Origin of the sequence: Flavobacterium erciyesense (genome assembly GCF_018069925.1) — a bacterium.
Lineage (GTDB): Bacteria > Bacteroidota > Bacteroidia > Flavobacteriales > Flavobacteriaceae > Flavobacterium > Flavobacterium erciyesense.
On the sequence record NZ_JAGPXB010000009.1, the window covers coordinates 26,469 to 45,368 of the forward strand.

Sequence of the window (18,900 nt, forward strand, 5' to 3'; positions counted from 1 at the left end):
GTTAATAGTTGAAGTAGAGCGTATTGATTTTCGATACGCTCTTTTCTTTTATTTCAACAAATACAAATAATGGTTGTAATAATCCACAATTGCTTTTCCTTTCATTAAAACATCAGCACCAATGATTCCATGAACTGGTTTTGCTTTGTGTTGTAGTAAAGCTTCATTAACGTGAGACAAATCGAAAATAACAATATCAAAAGCAGTGTCTTTCCAAGAGCCCAGTTGCAGTTGATTTTTTGTGGCAATTTGTGTAAACATTCCGGTTGCGCCAGCACCAGAAGCTTTTGTTTTTGATTTTTTTGCATCTAATGTAAATAAATCCACACTCTCAAATCCTACGCAACTGTTAGATGCTCCTGTATCTAAAATAAAATTCCCTTTCACCCCATTTATAGTAGCTTTTATCAAAAGATGCTGCGTTTTGGTAATCTTAAATTTTACTTTTCGGTAGTTTTCTTTTTTGAGAATAACGTGGAGATTTTTCATTTAAGCTAATTTTTTTTATCGCTAATTTATTTGTTTCAAAGATACGTGGAGTTTTTAAGGAATTGTAAAAATCTATTTTCTTAGTGGTAAACAACTGAAAAAATAGGTATTACGATATGGTATCAATAGCTACCAATATGTTTTTTGGAAATTTCTTTTAAAATAGCGGCATAAAACATGTTATTTCTTGCTTTTTTTTCGAGTGGTAAAATTTTAAAAAATAAAAAAAGTGACAAATAAATCGTCACTTTCTTATTAATTCATAATCTAAGCCTTACACTTTTCTTTAGTTAGTTTTCCAAAGATTTATAGCGCCATTCGTACTGCTAGCGACAACGGTTTGACCGTCTGGACTGAAAGTAACCGACTTCACATAGTTTTTAACTCCTACGAGTATCCATAATAGTTTCCCTGTGGCTAATTCCCATATTTTAACTGTATGGTCGGAATTTCCTGTGGCCAATTTTAGCCCATCTCGGCTTATAGCCAAACAATCTACACTTTGTCCGTCTGCCATTCCCCTCACAAGTCTGCCATGGTTTACATTCCACATTTTGATAATTCCTTGGTAGGGATTTTTGTTAAAACCTGCTGTAATTATCATTTTTCCATCTGTAGTAAAGACCGCATCAGTAGCATATTCTACATCTTTATCATAATTATGAATATCAAAATTTCGTATTTTTGCACCTGTATTAACATCCCAAAGCGAAATTTCTTGATTGTTTGTAACTGCAATAAGGTATTGATTATTAGGGCTAAATTCTACCGAAATCACCTCACTCTTTTCTGGCATTGCAATTTCTAATTGGGTTCCCAAAGGAAGATTACTAATGGTTATTGACCCGTAATTGCCAAATGCTATTAGTACTCCATCGGGGCTGTAAGCAAGCGAATATACACCAGCTCCATTTTGATTGATTCTTTTAATTACTGTTCTAGAAGTAGTATCCCAAAGTTTTGGTAAAAAACCTTTTTGAGCTGATACATAAGTTTTCCCATCAGGACTATAAGCCACTCCTGTTACAGGATAAATAATTCCATCGTTGTTTCTGTCCCCGGTAAAACTTTCGGTTTGCGTAAGCGTAGCAATATCCCAATGGCGTACTTCGCCGTCATCGCCTGAGGAAAGAATCTGTTTTCCATCAGGGCTCACACAAACTGTATTAATAGTGAAAGCGTTATTGGCAGAAAGCTTTGCAAAAGGACTTACTTTGGGTGCCGTTATTATTTTAGAGATAAATGTTCTTTTGACCGTTTTCGTCTTTTTTTTCTGTGCATAAATTTGGGTAATTCCAAATAACAAAAGAAACAGGACAAGTGTTTTTTTCATGGTTTCTTTTTAATATTAGTTAACCCATGGCAGTTGATGAGTCTTATCTAATTGTGCATTTACCCTAGGTATTGTTGTTTTTAGATTTTTCATCGTTTTTTATTTTTTAAATTTAGTAGGCTTATAATAATCGGGTTTGTCATTTGTAAGTTGTAATTCAATTTTTAGCTTTCACGCTTTTGTTTTCTATAAAAAAAGTAAGTGGTTCGCTCACGCCATCACGGTTTAAACTTCCGTCGAGCAAAGGTTGTTCTCCTAGATTATCAAACGTTTGCACAGTCCAGACAAGTTGTTTTTGATGTAAAACTCCATTTTCGTCTGTTGGATTTTCGTTTAAAATTCCCTGTGGTTGCCAAATATATTGAGTGGTGCCGCGCACTTCTTGGTCAAGAACAGGCATATTGCTTCGTAGGGCTTGCAGTGGGGTTTGGCCTTGCAAAACCTCAAAAACTAAAACCTTATAAGTAGTAATACTTGGGGTTACAGGAGTACGAGGAGTCCATCTGAAGGTAATGACAGATTGGGCTTCGACTGCATCTAGCACTTGATCTTTGTATGGTTTTAAAAGCTTTGGTAATATTGGTGCAGCAATAGTGAAGACTTTACATTTGGTTGTAGTAAGGGGTAAATATTCTGTACTATTGACTAATGTTACACAAATTTGATAGGTTTGACTAGGTAGTTTGCCTGATTGGTTTAGTTCTGTCCTGTATTTTCCTGTAAAAATCATATGCTCAAGAGGCAAGACATCATCAGCATAATAAATAGTATTTCCAGGTTGTAAAACATAAATTCTTGACCGAGTCAAATCAGTTTTACCAATAACAGTTCCGTCGCTCAATTGAATTTCGGTTTTTATTTTATATTCACCTTGCATGGCAGCATTTCCATTTACCATATAAACAATAGTTTGTTTTTGGCTTGACCATGATGCAAGTGATGCCGGCGGTGAGCTGCTAACTATAAGATTGGTGTTGATTTGCGCAAAACTATTTGTTACAAACAAAAGCATAGCAATTATGATGAGTTTTAGCTTTTTCATTTTAACTTTTTTTAGTTGAAAATTTATATTGTAATCCTGTTTTGTAATTGGTTTCGATATAATTGGCGCCTACAGGAAGCGATTCATTACCGAATTTATAATAATTGGTCGAAAAATAATTGGTCCAAATTAGCTCTTTGGTAATTTTCCAATCGATGGAGCAACTGGCAACAAGATTGTTGTTTGGCGTAAATACATTGTTTTTTATAAATGTGTACTGCAATTGGGCTTTAAGATTTACTTTTTTGTTAAAAAGTGGTGTTCCTAAACCGGCACTTGCGGTAGCTAAGGTGGTTTTGAACAACGGCATTTGATTTGTAAAATACAATAAACTAAAATCAGGAGTAATATCTTTATCAAAATAGGTTGGCACATAACTCAAAAAAGCGGTATGTGTAAGGTTTGATGTTACAATTCCCGTAAAAACGTCGCGTTCGTCATATTGACTATAATTATAACTTAAACTCAACAAATGTGACATTTTCGTAGTAGTCCAAGTATGTGAGGGATTTACGCCAAAATCATTACTTATATTTTTTGTGGTAAATGGATTTGTGCCAACACTCTGAAAGCCAAAATTATTATAATTTACATTCAAACTCCATTTTTCGTTAAATTGTGTAAAACAATTGATGTTTGCAATGAGCATATTTTCGCGTAATAAAGAATTGCTGTAATTGTTGGTGCGTTTACCAACACTGGCAACAACATTAGTTTTAAATGTTTTGTCTTTATTTTTCCAGGCATTAAAACGCGTATTTACGGTCAAATCTAACCTATCTGATTGTTGAAATGGATAGCCCATTGTAAAAAATCCAGCTCCCAAATAATATGTTTTAAAACCAATATCAAAATTGGTAGATTTTTTACCAAAAGCTGCTGTTCCGCCAAAATCATTCAAGGACGAAGCATCGGCAGTATAGAAAGGTCGAAAAGATTTTACGCCACCAGGAATTGGCGGTCCTAAATTTGTATCTGTCGAGAAAAAAGTTTGGCCTGTCTCTGCTTCTATAAAATAGCCTTGATCTAATTGAACTTTCCCTAATAAGCTTAAAACAAAACCTCTTTGTGGAGTTACCAATAAAGGAGGTGAAGAGACACTATTAAAATGGTCTTTTCCTGAAGCTGCGGTTAGAGCAATTTTGTAAGTTCCTTCTTTCTCTTTCCCCAATTGGGCCATCCAGTTCGTACGTTTGTAAGCACCAATAACAGGAGGAGCAAGTGATTGATTAATGCCTTGTTGTGAACTTCCAGTAAAAAATTTAATCAAATAACCTCCGGGTCTTAGGTCTATTCCTGCTCCAAAAACACCAATATCACCGGTAGTGAGTTCGCTATAGTTTAAATATTGTGTTCCCAATTGCAATTCTGCCCATTTGTATTTTGGATTTATTGAAAAGTTGTTAAGCGGATTGGTTAAATATTGCAAAAAAGTTTGATTTCCAGCAGCGCCTATTCCCGCATAAGGACCCAAAAAATTTGTTGGATTTTGAACAAAGCTAAAATTAAACGGTAATTTTAATTCTCCAATAGTTATTGTGGGTTTAAATTTGAAGCGAACTTGATTCCAAGGTTTTCTGGGGCTGAATCCCGGCCAGCCTGTTGGGTTTTTTGTTAAACCATAATTTTCGTATGTTACACCAACTGTGCCCGATACAACCGCTTTTGGTTTTTTCTTGGCTTTTTTGGTTTGTGCATTGCTAAAGCTGATGCAGCATAGAGCAATTAATGCAAATAGTTTTAGTTTCATATTTTGGTTTTTAGTTGTAGTTCTTTAGTTCTGAATTATAATCAAGTTGTTTTTTTATCGCAGATTCAAGAAAATCCATAATCTGTAAAATCCTGTGGTTGGACAATTCCTTTTTTAAAAATTATCAATTTTCTTGTTCGATAATTGGTAGTCGCCAAACAGATCGCACAATTTTTTTATTTCACTTATATTGCTGTAGTTGTTGTTGCTTACCACAGCAATCATTACAGATTCTTTTGGTAATCGAATGAGAAGGCTTCTGTTTCCTGCCCACCAACCGGTGTGGTATAAAACTTCTTTGCCGCTTGTGGTAATAATTTTTTTCCACCCTAATCCATAATTACTAGCATAGGGAGCAAGTGCGCTAGTTGGTGCATAGGCTAAGTCTAACGTTGTTTTCTTAAACATTTTGCCATCTCGTAAGGCTTTGTCCCATTTTTTTAAATCCTGAACGGTACTGTATACGTTTTTGTCACCGTACACCAAATCTAAATATCGGAGCGAATACACTTTACCATTTCGGTAATACGATTTGGTTGCTTTAGCGTGATTATCTAATCCCATCATATAAGTATCACTCATTTGTAAGGGTTTAAAAAAGGTGTTTGCTAAATAATCTTTATACGGTTGGTTGCTTATTTGCTCGATAATTAATGCGAGCAAAGCATAGTTAGTGTTCGAATAATCGAATATTTTGCCGGGTTTGTTAATGATAACTTTTGATTTATTTTTGACAATAAATTGAAGTAAATCAGCATTGGTTAGGTTTTTCCTCTTATCCCAGTCGGATTCGTCAATGAATTTTAGATAATCTTCTAATCCACTTTTGTGGCTCAACAACATTTTTAAAGTTATTTCTGGAATAGGGAATTCTGGTATATATTGAACAACCGGATCGTCTATTTTGAGCTTTCCGTTCTCCATTAATTTTAAAATAGCCATTGCAGTAAAGGTTTTTGTAATGGATGCAAGGTCAAAAGCGGTGTGACTAGTTACATTATCTTTAAAGCTGTAGTTTTTTTCAAAGAGTGTTTTGTCGTTCTGCGATACTAGAATTTGACCATTGAAATCAGGAGGCAATGTTTGCTTTAAAATTTCTTCAATAGGTTTGTCTAAAGGAGTTGGATTGTTCGGAATATCGGAAACTTCAGTTCCAGTTCCAGTTCCACCGCCGCCAGTTTCAACTACAATTCCAGAATTTACATTTATTCTAAACGAGCAAGTACATTTTTTATCACCACAATTAGCTGTAAGCGTCACGGAGTATATTCCTTTTTCAGGGAATATAATTGTTTCGTACAATGTTGTTGCAACGCGAGTGTATATGATTTCGTTGACTTGGTTGTAAACCGTTATTTCGTTTTTAGTTGATGCACATCCGCTTCCTTTACAATTATAAACTCCCGAGAGTGTATAGGCAAAATCACTCTTAATATCAGTCATTGTGTCGCCACAAATTATTTGCTTGCGGGGTTTTGCGATCCCGGGAGTACTAGGTGTTAAAAATAAGTTTGACCAAGTATTGCCGGTATTACAAGCGCAATTTGGGTCGGTGATGGTGTCTTTTTTACAAATAATAGTTTCGCATTTTTTGCAATCTTCATCAATTAATGTCAAATGGAAACAAGCTTTTTCGAGCACCAAAACGCAGTTTTTAGTTGGCGGTTTTGGCAATGAAAGTTGAAACGTAATAGTATAAGTTCCTGGTTGAAGGGCTGTGCCGCCACTCCAAATTAGTTCTTCAGGACATTTGTTTGATACTGCTCCCGAAATGACATTTGAAGCAGTTGCGCTATCAGCTACTAACGTTCCTAATGCTTGATTTGCGTTTGTAGCAAAAATACAACCGCGTTCTATCATTTGTATTTTGCAATCAGCACAAGCAGGATCTTTCCAATAGTATTTCATATCAGCAAGGCTTATTCGTACTTCTTTTACGGGTTTTAAAATGGTAAAAGTGATGGTTTCGTTCGTGATTTGTGCTGTACTCGAATTGACGAAATTAGTTTCCGATTCGGCTTTGCTGGTTGAAAGTAAATCTTTGCAAGAATCACATTCAGGCAAAAGGGTACAATCTTTTATGTTTAAATCTAAAACAGCTGTTGTCGCTACGCAACCACCGCCTACAGAAACCGTTGCGTACAAATGGTGAATACCTGGTTGTAAGGTTGATAAGGCTAATGAAAGTCCTGTTCCTACATTGGCGACAGCCGTACCATCATTATCGTACCAAGTCACCGTATAAGCGCCTGTAGCTGGTTTTGGCAACGGAAAATTAATCGTGTCTGTCCAACAAGCGGTTTGACAGCCTTTAGGAAAAAGACTTACATCTGGCAAGCTTTCTATGGTTCCAGCAAAAGCGGTTGCTGTACAACCAGCTGCATTTATAATTGTTGCGGTATAACTTCCGGCAACGCCTGTAGTCATTGTATTGCCAATCATGCCATTGCTCCATTTAATAGTATAATCATTCGGATTTGTATTCGATGCTGCGACTGCCGTAAAGGTGTGACTTTTGCCTTCGCATAATTGTCCGGTGGGTGCTGTAATGGTAATTGTTGGGCTTTGAACAAGAGTGACGCAAATAGCATCTTTGGCAATACAACCGTCTGCACTAGTTACAGTTAATTCAAAATTATATTCGCCAGGAACAGTTGCAGTCGCCGTTGGATAAGCTGAATTTGCCAATGTCAACGGTGCTGGACCAGTAACAGACCAAGTGTAGGTTGCACCGGTTTGTGATGTCGAATTGTAAATTTGAATCGGTGAATCGGAGATACATTGTGTTTTTTTGGCAATAATTTTGGCAATTGGCAATGGATTAAAACTAATTGTCGACTTGTTTGAGAATGCGGTACATCCTCCGCCGGTTCCGTTGCCAACGAGAACATAATAACTCCCTTCTTGTGTGGCATTGTAAGTTGCCGAAGTTGCACCCGCGATTGGACTTCCGTCTTTGTACCATTGATAGGTAGTAAAAGAGGTTGTTGTACTTAAGGTAATACTGCCTCCAGGACATACTTTTTTATCACCACCAATTGATGCCGTAATGGCTGGTAACACCGTAATGTTTTGGGTTAAAATAGTGCTACAACCGTTTTTATGAGTTACGGTTAACATAACGGTTTGAGGCCCTGATGCGGCATAGGTGTGATTTGTAGTTTGCAAATTGGATATAAATCCATCACCAAAATTCCAACTGTAGCTTAAATCCGGATCACTACCTGGAGTAGAAAACGGTACAATAGAATTGGCACAAATAGAACTTGGCAGATTCATTGATGCCGGGATGGCGGTTGTTTTAAAAGTCTCTGAATATTCTACTTTGCAACCGTCACTCCCTGTGATCTTTAAAGTTGCTGTGTGTGAACCGCCAGTTGCATAAGTTATTACACCCGGATTTACTGCTGAGCTTGTTGCCGGACTTCCGCCAGGGAATGACCAACTGTACGATGTAATAGTGCTAGGTGATTGGACTTGAGATAAGTTGGTAAAGGTAACTTTATTACAATTTACTGCTGCGGTAAAATTGGCTGCAAGATTTACAGTAACAGTTTTACAAATGTCTTTTTGACAATAAGTGCCATTGCCGAATCTAGCACAAACCGAATAGGTGCCAATGCCTTTATATTGATGCGTCACATTGCTTCCTGAAGTTTCAACGCCATCCCCAAAATACCAGTATGCACTTCCGCCACTGTACGGTACATTGGTGGTGGAGAATGAAAAGGGATTGCAATTTGTGTTTATTGTAAAATCGGGATTATAGTTAGGATTGCAACTGCCACCCGTACTACAATTTTCTTTTCGAATAGAAATCCTATCGGTAATTACTTTACAAGAGGTATTACAAATGCTCACTTCGCACCAATAATATCCTACCGATGTTGCAGTATAATTTGGAGAATTTGTTCCAACCGGAGTTCCAATACCTGAAACCCCTCCTTGAAACCACTTGTAGCAATAACTTCCGGCAGGCATTGGAGTGGCTACTAAATTTGTGTTTACAGTTTCGGTACATAGCCAATAGGTTTTGTTGGTAGCTCCAATATTCGCTGTAAAACCAGTGTTTTCTTTTGGAATAACAATCGATCCTTTTGAAACACAACCACTAGTTCCGGTAATACTAACGGTATAAGTACCTGGATCTGTAATTGTAACGTTTTGAGTATTCAATGTTGGTTTTACTACATTGTCGAGTTCCCAAACGTAACTCGTTCCTGTAATTGATGATGAAAGAGTAATGCCGCTTGTAGAGCACAACGTTCCTGTTTTTGAAATTACCACCGGAGGAGCAGTAATTATAGTTACTGTAATTTGGTCTGTTCCGCCACAGGTTTCTAACTTTAGGATACAAGTATTTGGCGGATTTAATGATCCGTGCCACGCAATTTGAACGGTATTTGTACCCTGACCCGAAACAATTGTGCCTAGTGCGTTGCTCAAACTCCAAGTATAATCTCCAGCTGGCGCAAGGGTTGAGGTGGTGTATGTTAATGTATTGTCCATACACGAGGTCAAGCTTCCTGTGATTGTAGGTTTTGCAAATGCGTTTACATTTAGTATTTGATTATTTGCTGCGCTACACGAAGCTACCGTTTGATTTACTGCTAGTGAATAGGGTCCGGTTGCATTCCAAGTTACGGTTGCTGAGTTATTGTTACTGCCAGATGTTGTATAAGTCCCACCATTTACGGTCCAATTAAATGTTCCTCCGGGTCTGTTTGATGTAATGTTATACACATACGGTTTGCCCGGACAAATAGTTGTAGGTCCTGTAATGGCACCAAGAATAGGAATTGGCAAAACGGTAACGACCATTGCGTCTGGATAATTACAAAAATTTGTAGGAGTCACTGGCGTTGCGTTTATAGTGTAACTTCCTGCGGTTGTCCAAGTTCCAGAAATGCTAGTTACATTAGAAAATGTAGATGGTGACGTTCCTGAACTTGGTGTAATTGTCCAATTTGCAGGGCCATTTGCCGTATATGAAAAAGCAGTTTTTTCGCAACCATTAGCATTTCCTGATATTTTGAAGCGAGGTAAAACCTGCACTTTTATAGTTGCTGTACCATTACATTTAGTTATGGAATTACTGTAGTTACAGGTAATCGTATAATCGCCAACAGCGTTGCCCCAATCGACATTGATAACGCTTGTATCGGCATTATTTCCTGAAATGAAGCCACCACCTGAGATTGTCCAAGTGTAATTTGTTCCTGGCATACTGGGTAAGCTATAGGTTGAAAAACCAGAGGGGCAAACAATTACATCTCCTTGAATTGGCATTGTTGGGTACAAAACAGGAACGCTTAAAGTGCTTGAATTACCGCATTTACCTATACAAGTTCCTGTCATATTAACAGTTGCTGGATAAGTTCCATCCCAAATTACATTTACCGTTTCGCTCGTAGAGGAACCCTCTATATGTCCGCCAGTTACGCTCCAGCTGTAATTGCTACAGGGTGAAGCTGTTGAATACGATGCTTTGTCTCCTTTACATAACATTTGTTTGCAATCTGGAATAATTTGTATGCCAGCTGCGCCAACGGTAATGGTTTTTGTTATGGTATCTGTACATCCACAAGGTCTATCACTGCCTTGATTAGACGATACAACAAGATTTGAAACCGTTAGTGTAATAGTATAGGTTCCAGGTGTGGTATAACTGTGTGTAGGATTTACTTGAGTTGATGAGGTTCCGTCGCCAAAATCCCAGTTCCACGATTTTGCATCGGTTGAAGTATCGGTAAATTGAACGACTTGATTAGCACAAACGGGACTATTTGGGTTAAAAGAAAAATTAGCAATTGGCGCATCTATCAAACACACTTTTTCGGTTATAGTTTGAGTACAAGTACCGTTTTGGTTTGAAATAACAACGGTAATTGTTCCTAAATTGCCATTTCCCCAAGTGATATCTTTTACATTTCCTGTTCCAGAAGCAATTGTCCCTCCGGTAACGGTCCAAGTGTAATTGTAGCCTACTTTTTTAGGGAAAATTCCAAAGGTTTCCTTGGTATGTTTGCAACCCGAAATTCTACTTTGACAATAATCACCGTTTGTTCCGCCTACAGGGTGCGATGGTTTGTTATAACATTCGCCCATTGGAGAAACCAGTTTAAAATCTGGACAACAAACTTTTTGTGCAGAGATACTATTTACTGTTAAAATAAAAAGTGAGAATATGTAAAATATCTTTTTCATTGCTAATTAATTTGAAGTGTAATTATAGTAGATGATTTTTTCACAGGTAATACAATCTACATCTGTAAAACTGTATCTAATACCTACTTTCCCTTTTCGTGTGCATCCTGTCTCAGCGCCCGGCAATGCAATTTTGAAATTGAGATTTAAATTGCCTTGTTTGTTACAATTCCATTCTACCATTTTTGCAGGATAATAGCCATCACTATTTACTGGCGAAGCATTCATTGGTGTTCCAGAATTCCAAGATTCAGTATTTGTACCAATAAAATTGCCAACCCAATTTTCTTTTGCAACACATTTCATGCACGAAGTAGCAACAGGATCTTCTTCGAATGAAATGATTTCAGCGGTTATTTTTTTGATGTTTTTTGGGCTGATTGTAAAATTTTGCGCAATTGTCATTATGTTTAACGGAGTAGTCAAAACAGTTTTTGATCTAACTTTTATGTCACTGCTTTTTGGATCTAAACAATAATCGCAAACAATACATTCTGGAAGTTTATCAATTTTTATTTCGAAATTTTTATCGCAAACTAAATCTTTAGAGATTAATGATCCCTCGATATTAAAGGCAATCGACGATCCAACAACTTGACTAAGCTCGAACGAAATAGTAATTTCTTGGCCTGTACTTATTGGGTTAGATGCTGCTGGAGAAATGTTTTTTATAGTAAATGAACCAGTTGGGCTTGCACTAACATAGTTGGTTCCCGAAGTGTTTGCAGTAAGTCCCGTTTTAGCCTTTTTCTTGCTGGTGTTTTTTAATTTAATGTTGCTAACTTTATAAATGGTTTTTCCGTCTTTGTCAACGCCATTGCAAACTATTGTCATTTGGGATTTATCTATAACCAAACAGCCGTCTTGGCTTGTTTCATCGCAACACGTTTCTGTTGGAGGATTAGTTTTATCATCACATGACCAACAAAAATTATCAAAATTAACTTGTTCTGATGGTGATCCGTTATAATCTGTGCCAAGACTAAAACCGGTTACATTCTGAATCAGAAAATCCCAGGCGGTTACTGCCGCTGCCCCAGTTTGAATGACCCCATCTTTTACAACTTGCCATTGTCCAAAGGCATTAGAAGGTAATTCTCCCTTGGAACTTAATGCAATTGGTAAACAAAATTTTCGCCATTCAGTATCAACAATTGTGGGCATTGATGGATTTGGAATTATCCAAGCACGATAAAAGGATGTCCCAAACGACACTCCTGTACCTGCAGTTGTAATAGGAATTCCGTGATATAAAAAGAATGCTGGAGAACGTGTTACCTTATCTGCTTTTCCTTCCCAATCCACCATGTAATCAAAGCACAAACAACCATTTTTGCCTTTTTCGAGCCAATTGCCTGCAAAATCCTTATAGTTTATAGCAAATGAGGGTCCTTGATCATCAACAAGTTGCAGGTGGTTTTTGTGAGGGACATCGGTTTTGATACTTATTGGGTCTACATAAAAACCTTTCCAATTATTGATGTTGTATTGACCTTCAAAATCGATACAATTCGAAGTTTCCTCAGTAACTTTTATCTCAAAATTGGTGGGTTCACTTTGTGCATTTTTACAAATAGGGTTTCCTTCGGCGTCTAATGCAAGAACACGCCAAACGTATTTTGCAGTTCTTTTTTCGATAATTCCAGGTTTAGAAGTATATCGAGTTTGTCCCTTTATATCTTCTTGAATAATAGTTTGATTATTGTAAATGGCTTGTGCATTAGTTTCGCCTTCTTCAACTTCCCAAACAAATAAGCGGTACGTAACAATACCTCGATATGACGAAACGATGGGCGACCAATTGAAAGTGGTTAGGGATAGCAAGTCTTTTTCTTCGAGAACTTTATTTTTTATTGGATTTGCGTTTATAGGTGGCGAACACAATTCTTGTTCTTTACTGGCAATGATAAAAGGCATGCATTTTTCTAATAATAATTTACCTGATGCTGCTCCATTTCTACTTTCGTAAAACTGAACACAAATTTCATAACTACCTGGATTTAAAATACATTCTTGACCTATTAAGGCTTGTGCCGAAGTTCCTACCCAAGATTTTGGTGCTGATGTTGCAATATTACTGGGTTGCGCTGATGCTGCATTTGGTCCACCACATTTTACACCACCATTACTTTTAATATTTACAAGAATATTACTTTCAAAAAGCATATTCATATTAGCACCAGCAACAAGAATATTAAAAATATTATTTCCTGTTCCCCATTGTGAAGTATCTGGATTTGGATTTGGCGGCAAATTAATTGTGATTGTCGGAGCTTGCCCCAATATGGTATGACACCAAAGAATAATAAATACAAGTAGATATTTTTTCATATTGTAAAAGAGTTGTTTCAAAAGTTAAGATTGCTAGTGTGCATTATTGTAATGATTGTTGTTCATTATTGTCATCTTAAATTTTTGAATGTTTCATTATCGGGTAATCAATGCCCATATTTTGTACACTATCCGAATGCTTGTTTTTTTAAATTTCATCATCGTTTCAATTATTTAGTTCATTAATAAAGGACTACTTGATGGTGTGGTTAAAGTGTTATAATAATTTGATTATTTTAATAAAAATGTTAATGATTTAATTAATGTTTAATACTATTCAAAAATAATTGAGATTTATTAGATTTAAGTGGGTTTTAAAACCCATTTTTGTAACTTTATTTACCGTTAAATAACGGTAGTAAATATGGTTGAAAACGGGAGGAAGAATTCTCAGTAATGTTATAATTTGCTATTCATTTAAACGCTAACACTACTTTTATTTATGACATTTAATGACAACGCATTTCAGGCACTTTGTTTTTTCTCCTTAGGATTTTTATGTCTAGTAAGTTGTGTTGGTTTGTACTTAGGGATCCTCTTTAAATCAAAAATCTATTATTATTACTGTGGTTATGTTGTGACTAATATCATTTTCATCATAGCTGTATACTGTAAGGCAAATGGGTATGTACTGGCACATTCATTTCAGTTCAATGTTTTGGAGCTTTTAATAGATGTTGTACAGATGATTGGGAGTTTTATGTTTGGAGCCTTTATTTATTATGCATTGTTACAAGAGGATGAAAAATTCATTAAATTAAAATTGGTGTTTCAGTTCTATGCTGTGTTTACTTTGTTTTATGTAATTGTGGTGGTTTTATTTCCGTATTTTGTTCTGGAATGCATTCCATACTTTATAGTTTCTAGAGTGATTGTTGTTTTGCTTTCCTTTTTGTTTTATTACCACATTATGTTAGAGCTAAAAAAAATATATTTTAGATATTTATTTTTAGCCATTAGTTTTTTGCTGATTAGTGGTTTTCTAGCATTTTGGGATTCCCTTACCAATTATTATTCGGATTTATACTTAGGGTTTGTTTTTATGTGTTTGGGTTATGTCTTGGAGAACACTTGTTTTGTATGTGCTTTTATCTACAAATATTTTTTTACTAATCAACAAAAAATTAAAGCCGAAATATTGCATCAAGAGCAATTGAACATCGTTCAAATCGAGATACAACGACAAACGATGGAACAAATAGGTAGAGAAATTCACGATAATATTGGGCAGAAACTCACATTGGCCAGTTTGTATACGCAGCAATTGGCTTATGAGAACAAAGCGCCCTTGATTAACAATTGTATCGAAAACATAAGCTCCATCATCAATCAATCTTTAAGCGAACTTAGAGGATTGTCAAAATCATTAACTGATAATACAATAAAAGCCAATACCATAAACCAGCTGTTGCAACGAGAGTGTGACGGTTTTAATGAATTGAAAAAATGCAATGTAATTTTTAGTTCAAACGCTAATTATTTAGAGTTGTCTGAACAGTCAAAAATTGTATTGCTACGAATTGCTCAAGAATTTATTCAAAACAGTATCAAACATTCTGATTGTAAAAACATAAATGTGACTCTAATTCACACAAATAACCTATTGCAACTTTGTCTTCAAGATGACGGAAAAGGCTTTGATGTCAAGAACGAAAAAGGGTTGGGTATAGGCCTAAGTAATATTAAGAAAAGAATACAATTAATTGGAGGTACTCATAAATTAGAGAGTAACGAGAATGGCACGAAATTAATCATAGAAATATCTCTGTAAAATGAAAAAAACAATAGTAATTGTAGACGATCATATTCTTATTGCAAAGGCATTGCAAAGTATTATTTCTAATTTTAATTCATTCGAAGTGCTCTATGAATGTGAAAATGGAAAGGAGTTACAAGCAAAATTCAAAGTCAAATCGAATATACCAGATATTGTATTACTTGATATTAGTATGCCAATAATGAATGGCTTTGAAACAGCAGAATGGATAAAGGCAAATCATCCTAATGTTTTAATAATGGCTTTAAGCATGCAAGATGATGAGCAAAGCGTGATAAAAATGATTAAAAATGGAGCCAAAGCATATCTGCTAAAAAACAGTCATCCGGTAGAGTTAGAAACCACACTTAACACATTGGTAAAAAACGGCTTTTATTATCCAGATTGGGTTACAAGTACACTCTGCGATAATCTAGTAAAAAACCAAATAGAGAAATCTAAAATTAACTTTAGCCCAAGAGAAATAGAGTTTTTGAAATATACGGTTACGGAGTTAACCTATAAAGAAATTGCAGATAAAATGTGCTGTAGTCCCAGAACTATTGAAGGCTACAGGGATCATTTGTTTGAAAAACTAGAACTCAAAACTAGAGTTGGACTGGCTGTTTTTGCCATAAAAAATGAATATACATAAAAACATCCATTAGCTCTTCTTCTTCAAGTTAAAAAGAGTTCTTCTGTCAAGTTAGCTCGAAGTTTTCCTTGCTTTATATCATTTAAACTAAATTGTGTCTTCTTTATGTAATAGTTGTAATTTTGCACACTTAAACTTTACACTTGGAAGCAACTATAATGATTACCGATACACATACCCATTTATATTCAGAAGAATTTGAGCAAGATAGAAACGAAATGATTCAACGCGCTATTGATGCTGGTGTTTCGCGTTTTTTTATCCCCGCAATCGATTCTACTTGTACAGAAGCAATGTATGAGTTGGAGAAAAACTATCCAGAAAATGTTTTCTTGATGATGGGTTTGCATCCTACTTATGTTAAAGACAATTACGAAGACGAATTGCAGCATGTGGTCCAAGAATTGACAAAACGAAAGTTCTGCGCTATTGGAGAAATAGGGATCGATTTATACTGGGATAAAACCCATTTGCCACAGCAGCAAGACGCTTTTAGAAGACAGATTAAGTTAGCCAAACAATATAAATTACCAATAGTGATTCATTGTAGAGAGGCTTTTGACGAGATTTTTGAAATATTAGAAGAAGAAAAATCAGCTGATTTATTTGGTATTTTTCATTGCTTTTCAGGCACTTATGAGCAAGCTTTACAAGCCATTTCGTACAATATGAAGCTGGGTATTGGTGGTGTGGTTACTTTTAAAAACGGAAAAATTGATCAGTTTTTAAATCAAATCGACCTAGAACATATTGTTTTAGAGACGGATGCGCCCTATTTGGCTCCCGTTCCATACCGAGGAAAAAGAAACGAGAGCAGTTATATTATTAGTGTTGCAGAGAAATTGGCTCAAATTTATGGCCTGACTGTGGCTGAAATTGCAGCACAAACTACCGCAAATTCTAAAGCTGTATTTGGAGTATAAAAGCGGTGTTTCATATTCTCAGAAGTTTTAGAGATAAAAAATGATGGCTATCTAAAATCAACATAATTAGCTGCGGCAACGAGCATTTATTGCTCAGTGGATAAAAATAGAAATAAAATAAAATAATGGGTGTTTTGTAATAATTATGCAAAAATTAGGGGCTGACTTTGGGATTTAAACTAGAATTGACCTTAATTTCATATTTTTTTTGTTCATTTGCCCACACAAAAATTGAGAACCAAAATGCAGAAATTTGACGCTATTCGTCCTTTTTATGACTCCGAAATAAACGAAGCACTTCATAATGTGGCTAATCATCCGATGATGAAAGCTTTGATGAATTTTACCTTTCCTGATGTGGAAGATTCCGTTTGGAAAGAGCAACTTCGTAAAACGCACTCTATTCGTGATTTTCAATGCAATTTTATATACCAATCGGTACAAAAGGTTTTAGAAAAAAGTTCTGAAGGAATTACTACTTCTGGATTTGAAAATTTAGAACCCAACACTTCCTATTTATTCATTTCGAATCACCGCGATATTTTGTTGGATACTACTTTACTCAATACAGCATTGTTTGAGCATGGTTTGGTGATGACCGCATCGGCGATTGGAGATAATTTAGTTAAAAAAGCATTTTTAAACACACTTGCCAAACTCAATAGAAACTTTTTGGTTCAACGCGGTTTAACACCTCGCGAGATGCTACAAAGTTCTAAATTACTTTCAGAATACATTGGTAATTTATTGGTTCATGAAAACCGTTCGGTGTGGATCGCGCAACGTGAAGGACGTACCAAAGACGGTAATGATGAGACCAATCCAGGAGTTTTAAAAATGCTTGGTATGGCATCTGATGAAAAAGAACCAATGGATTATTTTAAGAAATTAAAAATAGTTCCAGTGGCTATTTCTTATGAATACGATCCTACGGATGCACTAAAAATGCCGCAGCTCATGGCTGAAGCCAACAATGAAGTATACGTAAAGGATAAAAACGAAGACTTCATGACCATTTTGAGTGGTGCTTTGGGACAGAAAAAAAGAATTCACATTCACGTAGGAACGGTTATCGATACTGAAATTGATGCCATTAAAGCAGCCAATGATAGTGCCAACAAGCAAGTGGTAGCGCTTGCTCAGGTGATCGATGATGCTATTTTGAGTAATTACAAGTTGTGGCCAACCAATTTTATTGCTCATGATTTGGTGCATAAAAGCAATGAATATGCACATAAGTATACTGAAAACGAAAAATCATTATTCGAACGCAGACTAGAAATGAGAATTGATCATGACAATCAAGTGGCCCTTGATGGATTTTTAGCCATGTATGCTAATCCGGTTACCAATCAATTAAAATACCACGATGTCGTATAAAGCTAAAATATTATTACTCTATACGGGCGGTACCATTGGTATGAGTAAGGATTTTGAGACGGGTGCGCTCAAAGCTTTTAATTTTAATAAATTATTGCAACGCATACCGGAATTGAAACAATTAGATTGTGAAATTGAAACTATTTCGTTCGAAAATCCAATCGATTCTAGTAATATGAACCCACAAGAATGGGCCAAAATTGCTACTGTTATTGCAGATAATTACGAGTTGTTTGACGGTTTTGTGGTTTTACACGGATCGGATACTATGTCGTACTCCGCCTCGGCATTGAGTTTTATGCTCGAAAATTTGGCTAAGCCTGTAATTTTCACTGGTTCGCAATTGCCAATAGGTGATTTGCGTACCGATGCGAAAGAAAATTTAATTACTGCCATACAAATTGCCTCCTTACGTACCGAAAATGGTCCCGTGATTAGTGAAGTAGGCTTGTATTTTGAATATAAACTCTATCGTGGCAACCGTACTACCAAAATAAACGCAGAGCATTTTCGTGCTTTTACTTCGCCAAATTATCCACAGTTGGTAGAGTCAGGAGTACATTTAAAATGGAGTGAAGAGTTGTTTTGGACAAGTCCGCAACCTGCTGCGCCACTTTTGGTTCATAAAAACCTTGATAACAACGTAGCAATAGTAAAGATGTTTCCGGGCATGAGTGAAGCTGTGCTCAAAGCAATATTGAATATTCCCAATTTAAAAGGAATTGTACTTGAAACCTACGGAGCAGGAAATGCTTCTACCGAAGATTGGTTTTTAGCCTTATTGCAAAAAGCTATTAGCAGCGGTTTGCATATTGTGAATGTAACCCAATGCTCAGGCGGAAGTGTGAATATGGGGCAGTACGAAACCAGTACCAACATGAAAGAAATAGGCGTGATTTCAGGAAAAGACATCACTACTGAGGCTGCCATTACTAAGTTGATGTACCTTTTGGGACAAAGCATTCCGGCTAAGGATTTTAAAGAAATTTTTGAAACTTCTTTGCGCGGAGAGATGATATAATCTGTGGTTTTGC

11 protein-coding genes are annotated in these 18,900 nt (G+C 36.0%); 5 read left to right on the plus strand and 6 right to left on the minus strand.

The genetic code is table 11. The annotated features are described in order from the left end of the window. Window positions 1–48: 48 nt before the first annotated feature. From KBJ98_RS10295 to KBJ98_RS10320, 6 genes are all read right to left on the minus strand, one after another. Entirely contained in the window at window positions 49–489 is a 441-nt protein-coding gene (locus KBJ98_RS10295; RefSeq protein ID WP_210790390.1) for a retropepsin-like aspartic protease, read from the minus strand. Window positions 490–775: 286 nt separating this feature from the next. Further along, entirely contained in the window at window positions 776–1,822 is a 1,047-nt protein-coding gene (locus tag KBJ98_RS10300; RefSeq protein ID WP_210790393.1) for a WD40 repeat domain-containing protein, read from the minus strand. 157 nt (window positions 1,823–1,979) lie between these two features. Continuing rightward, window positions 1,980–2,864 (minus strand): hypothetical protein, encoded by an 885-nt coding sequence (locus KBJ98_RS10305; RefSeq protein ID WP_210790396.1) that lies wholly within the window; start codon window positions 2,862–2,864, stop codon window positions 1,980–1,982. A 1-nt stretch (window position 2,865) separates the two neighbouring features. Continuing rightward, a complete protein-coding gene (locus KBJ98_RS10310; RefSeq protein ID WP_210790399.1) occupies window positions 2,866–4,614 on the minus strand; it encodes a hypothetical protein in 1,749 nt (582 codons plus the stop codon). A gap of 114 nt (window positions 4,615–4,728) precedes the next feature. Next, entirely contained in the window at window positions 4,729–10,821 is a 6,093-nt protein-coding gene (locus KBJ98_RS10315; protein ID WP_210790402.1) for a serine hydrolase, read from the minus strand. A 6-nt stretch (window positions 10,822–10,827) separates the two neighbouring features. Next, window positions 10,828–13,152: a hypothetical protein gene (locus KBJ98_RS10320; protein WP_210790405.1), complete on the minus strand. Its 2,325-nt coding sequence runs from the start codon at window positions 13,150–13,152 to the stop codon at window positions 10,828–10,830. Between the two features lie 442 nt (window positions 13,153–13,594). Between KBJ98_RS10320 and KBJ98_RS10325 the strand changes: the two genes are divergently transcribed. The 5 genes from KBJ98_RS10325 (at window position 13,595) to KBJ98_RS10345 (ending at window position 18,887) form a co-directional block, all read left to right on the plus strand. Beyond that, window positions 13,595–14,923, plus strand: coding sequence for a sensor histidine kinase (locus tag KBJ98_RS10325; protein ID WP_210790407.1), 1,329 nt, complete (start codon window positions 13,595–13,597; stop codon window positions 14,921–14,923). A 1-nt stretch (window position 14,924) separates the two neighbouring features. After that, window positions 14,925–15,563 carry a response regulator transcription factor gene (locus tag KBJ98_RS10330; RefSeq protein WP_210790410.1) on the plus strand — a complete coding sequence of 213 codons (639 nt, stop codon included), beginning with the start codon at window positions 14,925–14,927 and terminating at the stop codon, window positions 15,561–15,563. 155 nt (window positions 15,564–15,718) lie between these two features. Beyond that, window positions 15,719–16,486, plus strand: a complete 768-nt coding sequence (locus KBJ98_RS10335; protein WP_210790576.1) for a TatD family hydrolase — start codon at window positions 15,719–15,721, stop codon at window positions 16,484–16,486. A 243-nt stretch (window positions 16,487–16,729) separates the two neighbouring features. After that, complete coding sequence (locus tag KBJ98_RS10340) at window positions 16,730–17,866, plus strand: 1-acyl-sn-glycerol-3-phosphate acyltransferase (RefSeq protein ID WP_210790413.1); 1,137 nt, start codon at window positions 16,730–16,732, stop codon at window positions 17,864–17,866. Then, window positions 17,856–18,887 carry an asparaginase gene (locus tag KBJ98_RS10345; RefSeq protein ID WP_210790415.1) on the plus strand — a complete coding sequence of 344 codons (1,032 nt, stop codon included), beginning with the start codon at window positions 17,856–17,858 and terminating at the stop codon, window positions 18,885–18,887. Before KBJ98_RS10340 ends, KBJ98_RS10345 begins: the two co-directional genes overlap by 11 nt. Window positions 18,888–18,900: the final 13 nt, after the last annotated feature.

What these genes read in the sequence shown, in the direction of transcription:
- KBJ98_RS10325 (WP_210790407.1), top strand. Translation starts at nt 13,595, where the DNA reads ATGACATTTAATGACAACGCATTTCAGGCACTTTGTTTTTTCTCCTTA.
- KBJ98_RS10305 (WP_210790396.1), bottom strand. Translation starts at nt 2,864, where the DNA reads ATGAAAAAGCTAAAACTCATCATAATTGCTATGCTTTTGTTTGTAACA.
- KBJ98_RS10315 (WP_210790402.1), bottom strand. Translation starts at nt 10,821, where the DNA reads ATGAAAAAGATATTTTACATATTCTCACTTTTTATTTTAACAGTAAAT.
- KBJ98_RS10300 (WP_210790393.1), bottom strand. Translation starts at nt 1,822, where the DNA reads ATGAAAAAAACACTTGTCCTGTTTCTTTTGTTATTTGGAATTACCCAA.
- KBJ98_RS10340 (WP_210790413.1), top strand. Translation starts at nt 16,730, where the DNA reads ATGCAGAAATTTGACGCTATTCGTCCTTTTTATGACTCCGAAATAAAC.
- KBJ98_RS10295 (WP_210790390.1), bottom strand. Translation starts at nt 489, where the DNA reads ATGAAAAATCTCCACGTTATTCTCAAAAAAGAAAACTACCGAAAAGTA.
- KBJ98_RS10345 (WP_210790415.1), top strand. Translation starts at nt 17,856, where the DNA reads ATGTCGTATAAAGCTAAAATATTATTACTCTATACGGGCGGTACCATT.
- KBJ98_RS10330 (WP_210790410.1), top strand. Translation starts at nt 14,925, where the DNA reads ATGAAAAAAACAATAGTAATTGTAGACGATCATATTCTTATTGCAAAG.
- KBJ98_RS10310 (WP_210790399.1), bottom strand. Translation starts at nt 4,614, where the DNA reads ATGAAACTAAAACTATTTGCATTAATTGCTCTATGCTGCATCAGCTTT.
- KBJ98_RS10320 (WP_210790405.1), bottom strand. Translation starts at nt 13,152, where the DNA reads ATGAAAAAATATCTACTTGTATTTATTATTCTTTGGTGTCATACCATA.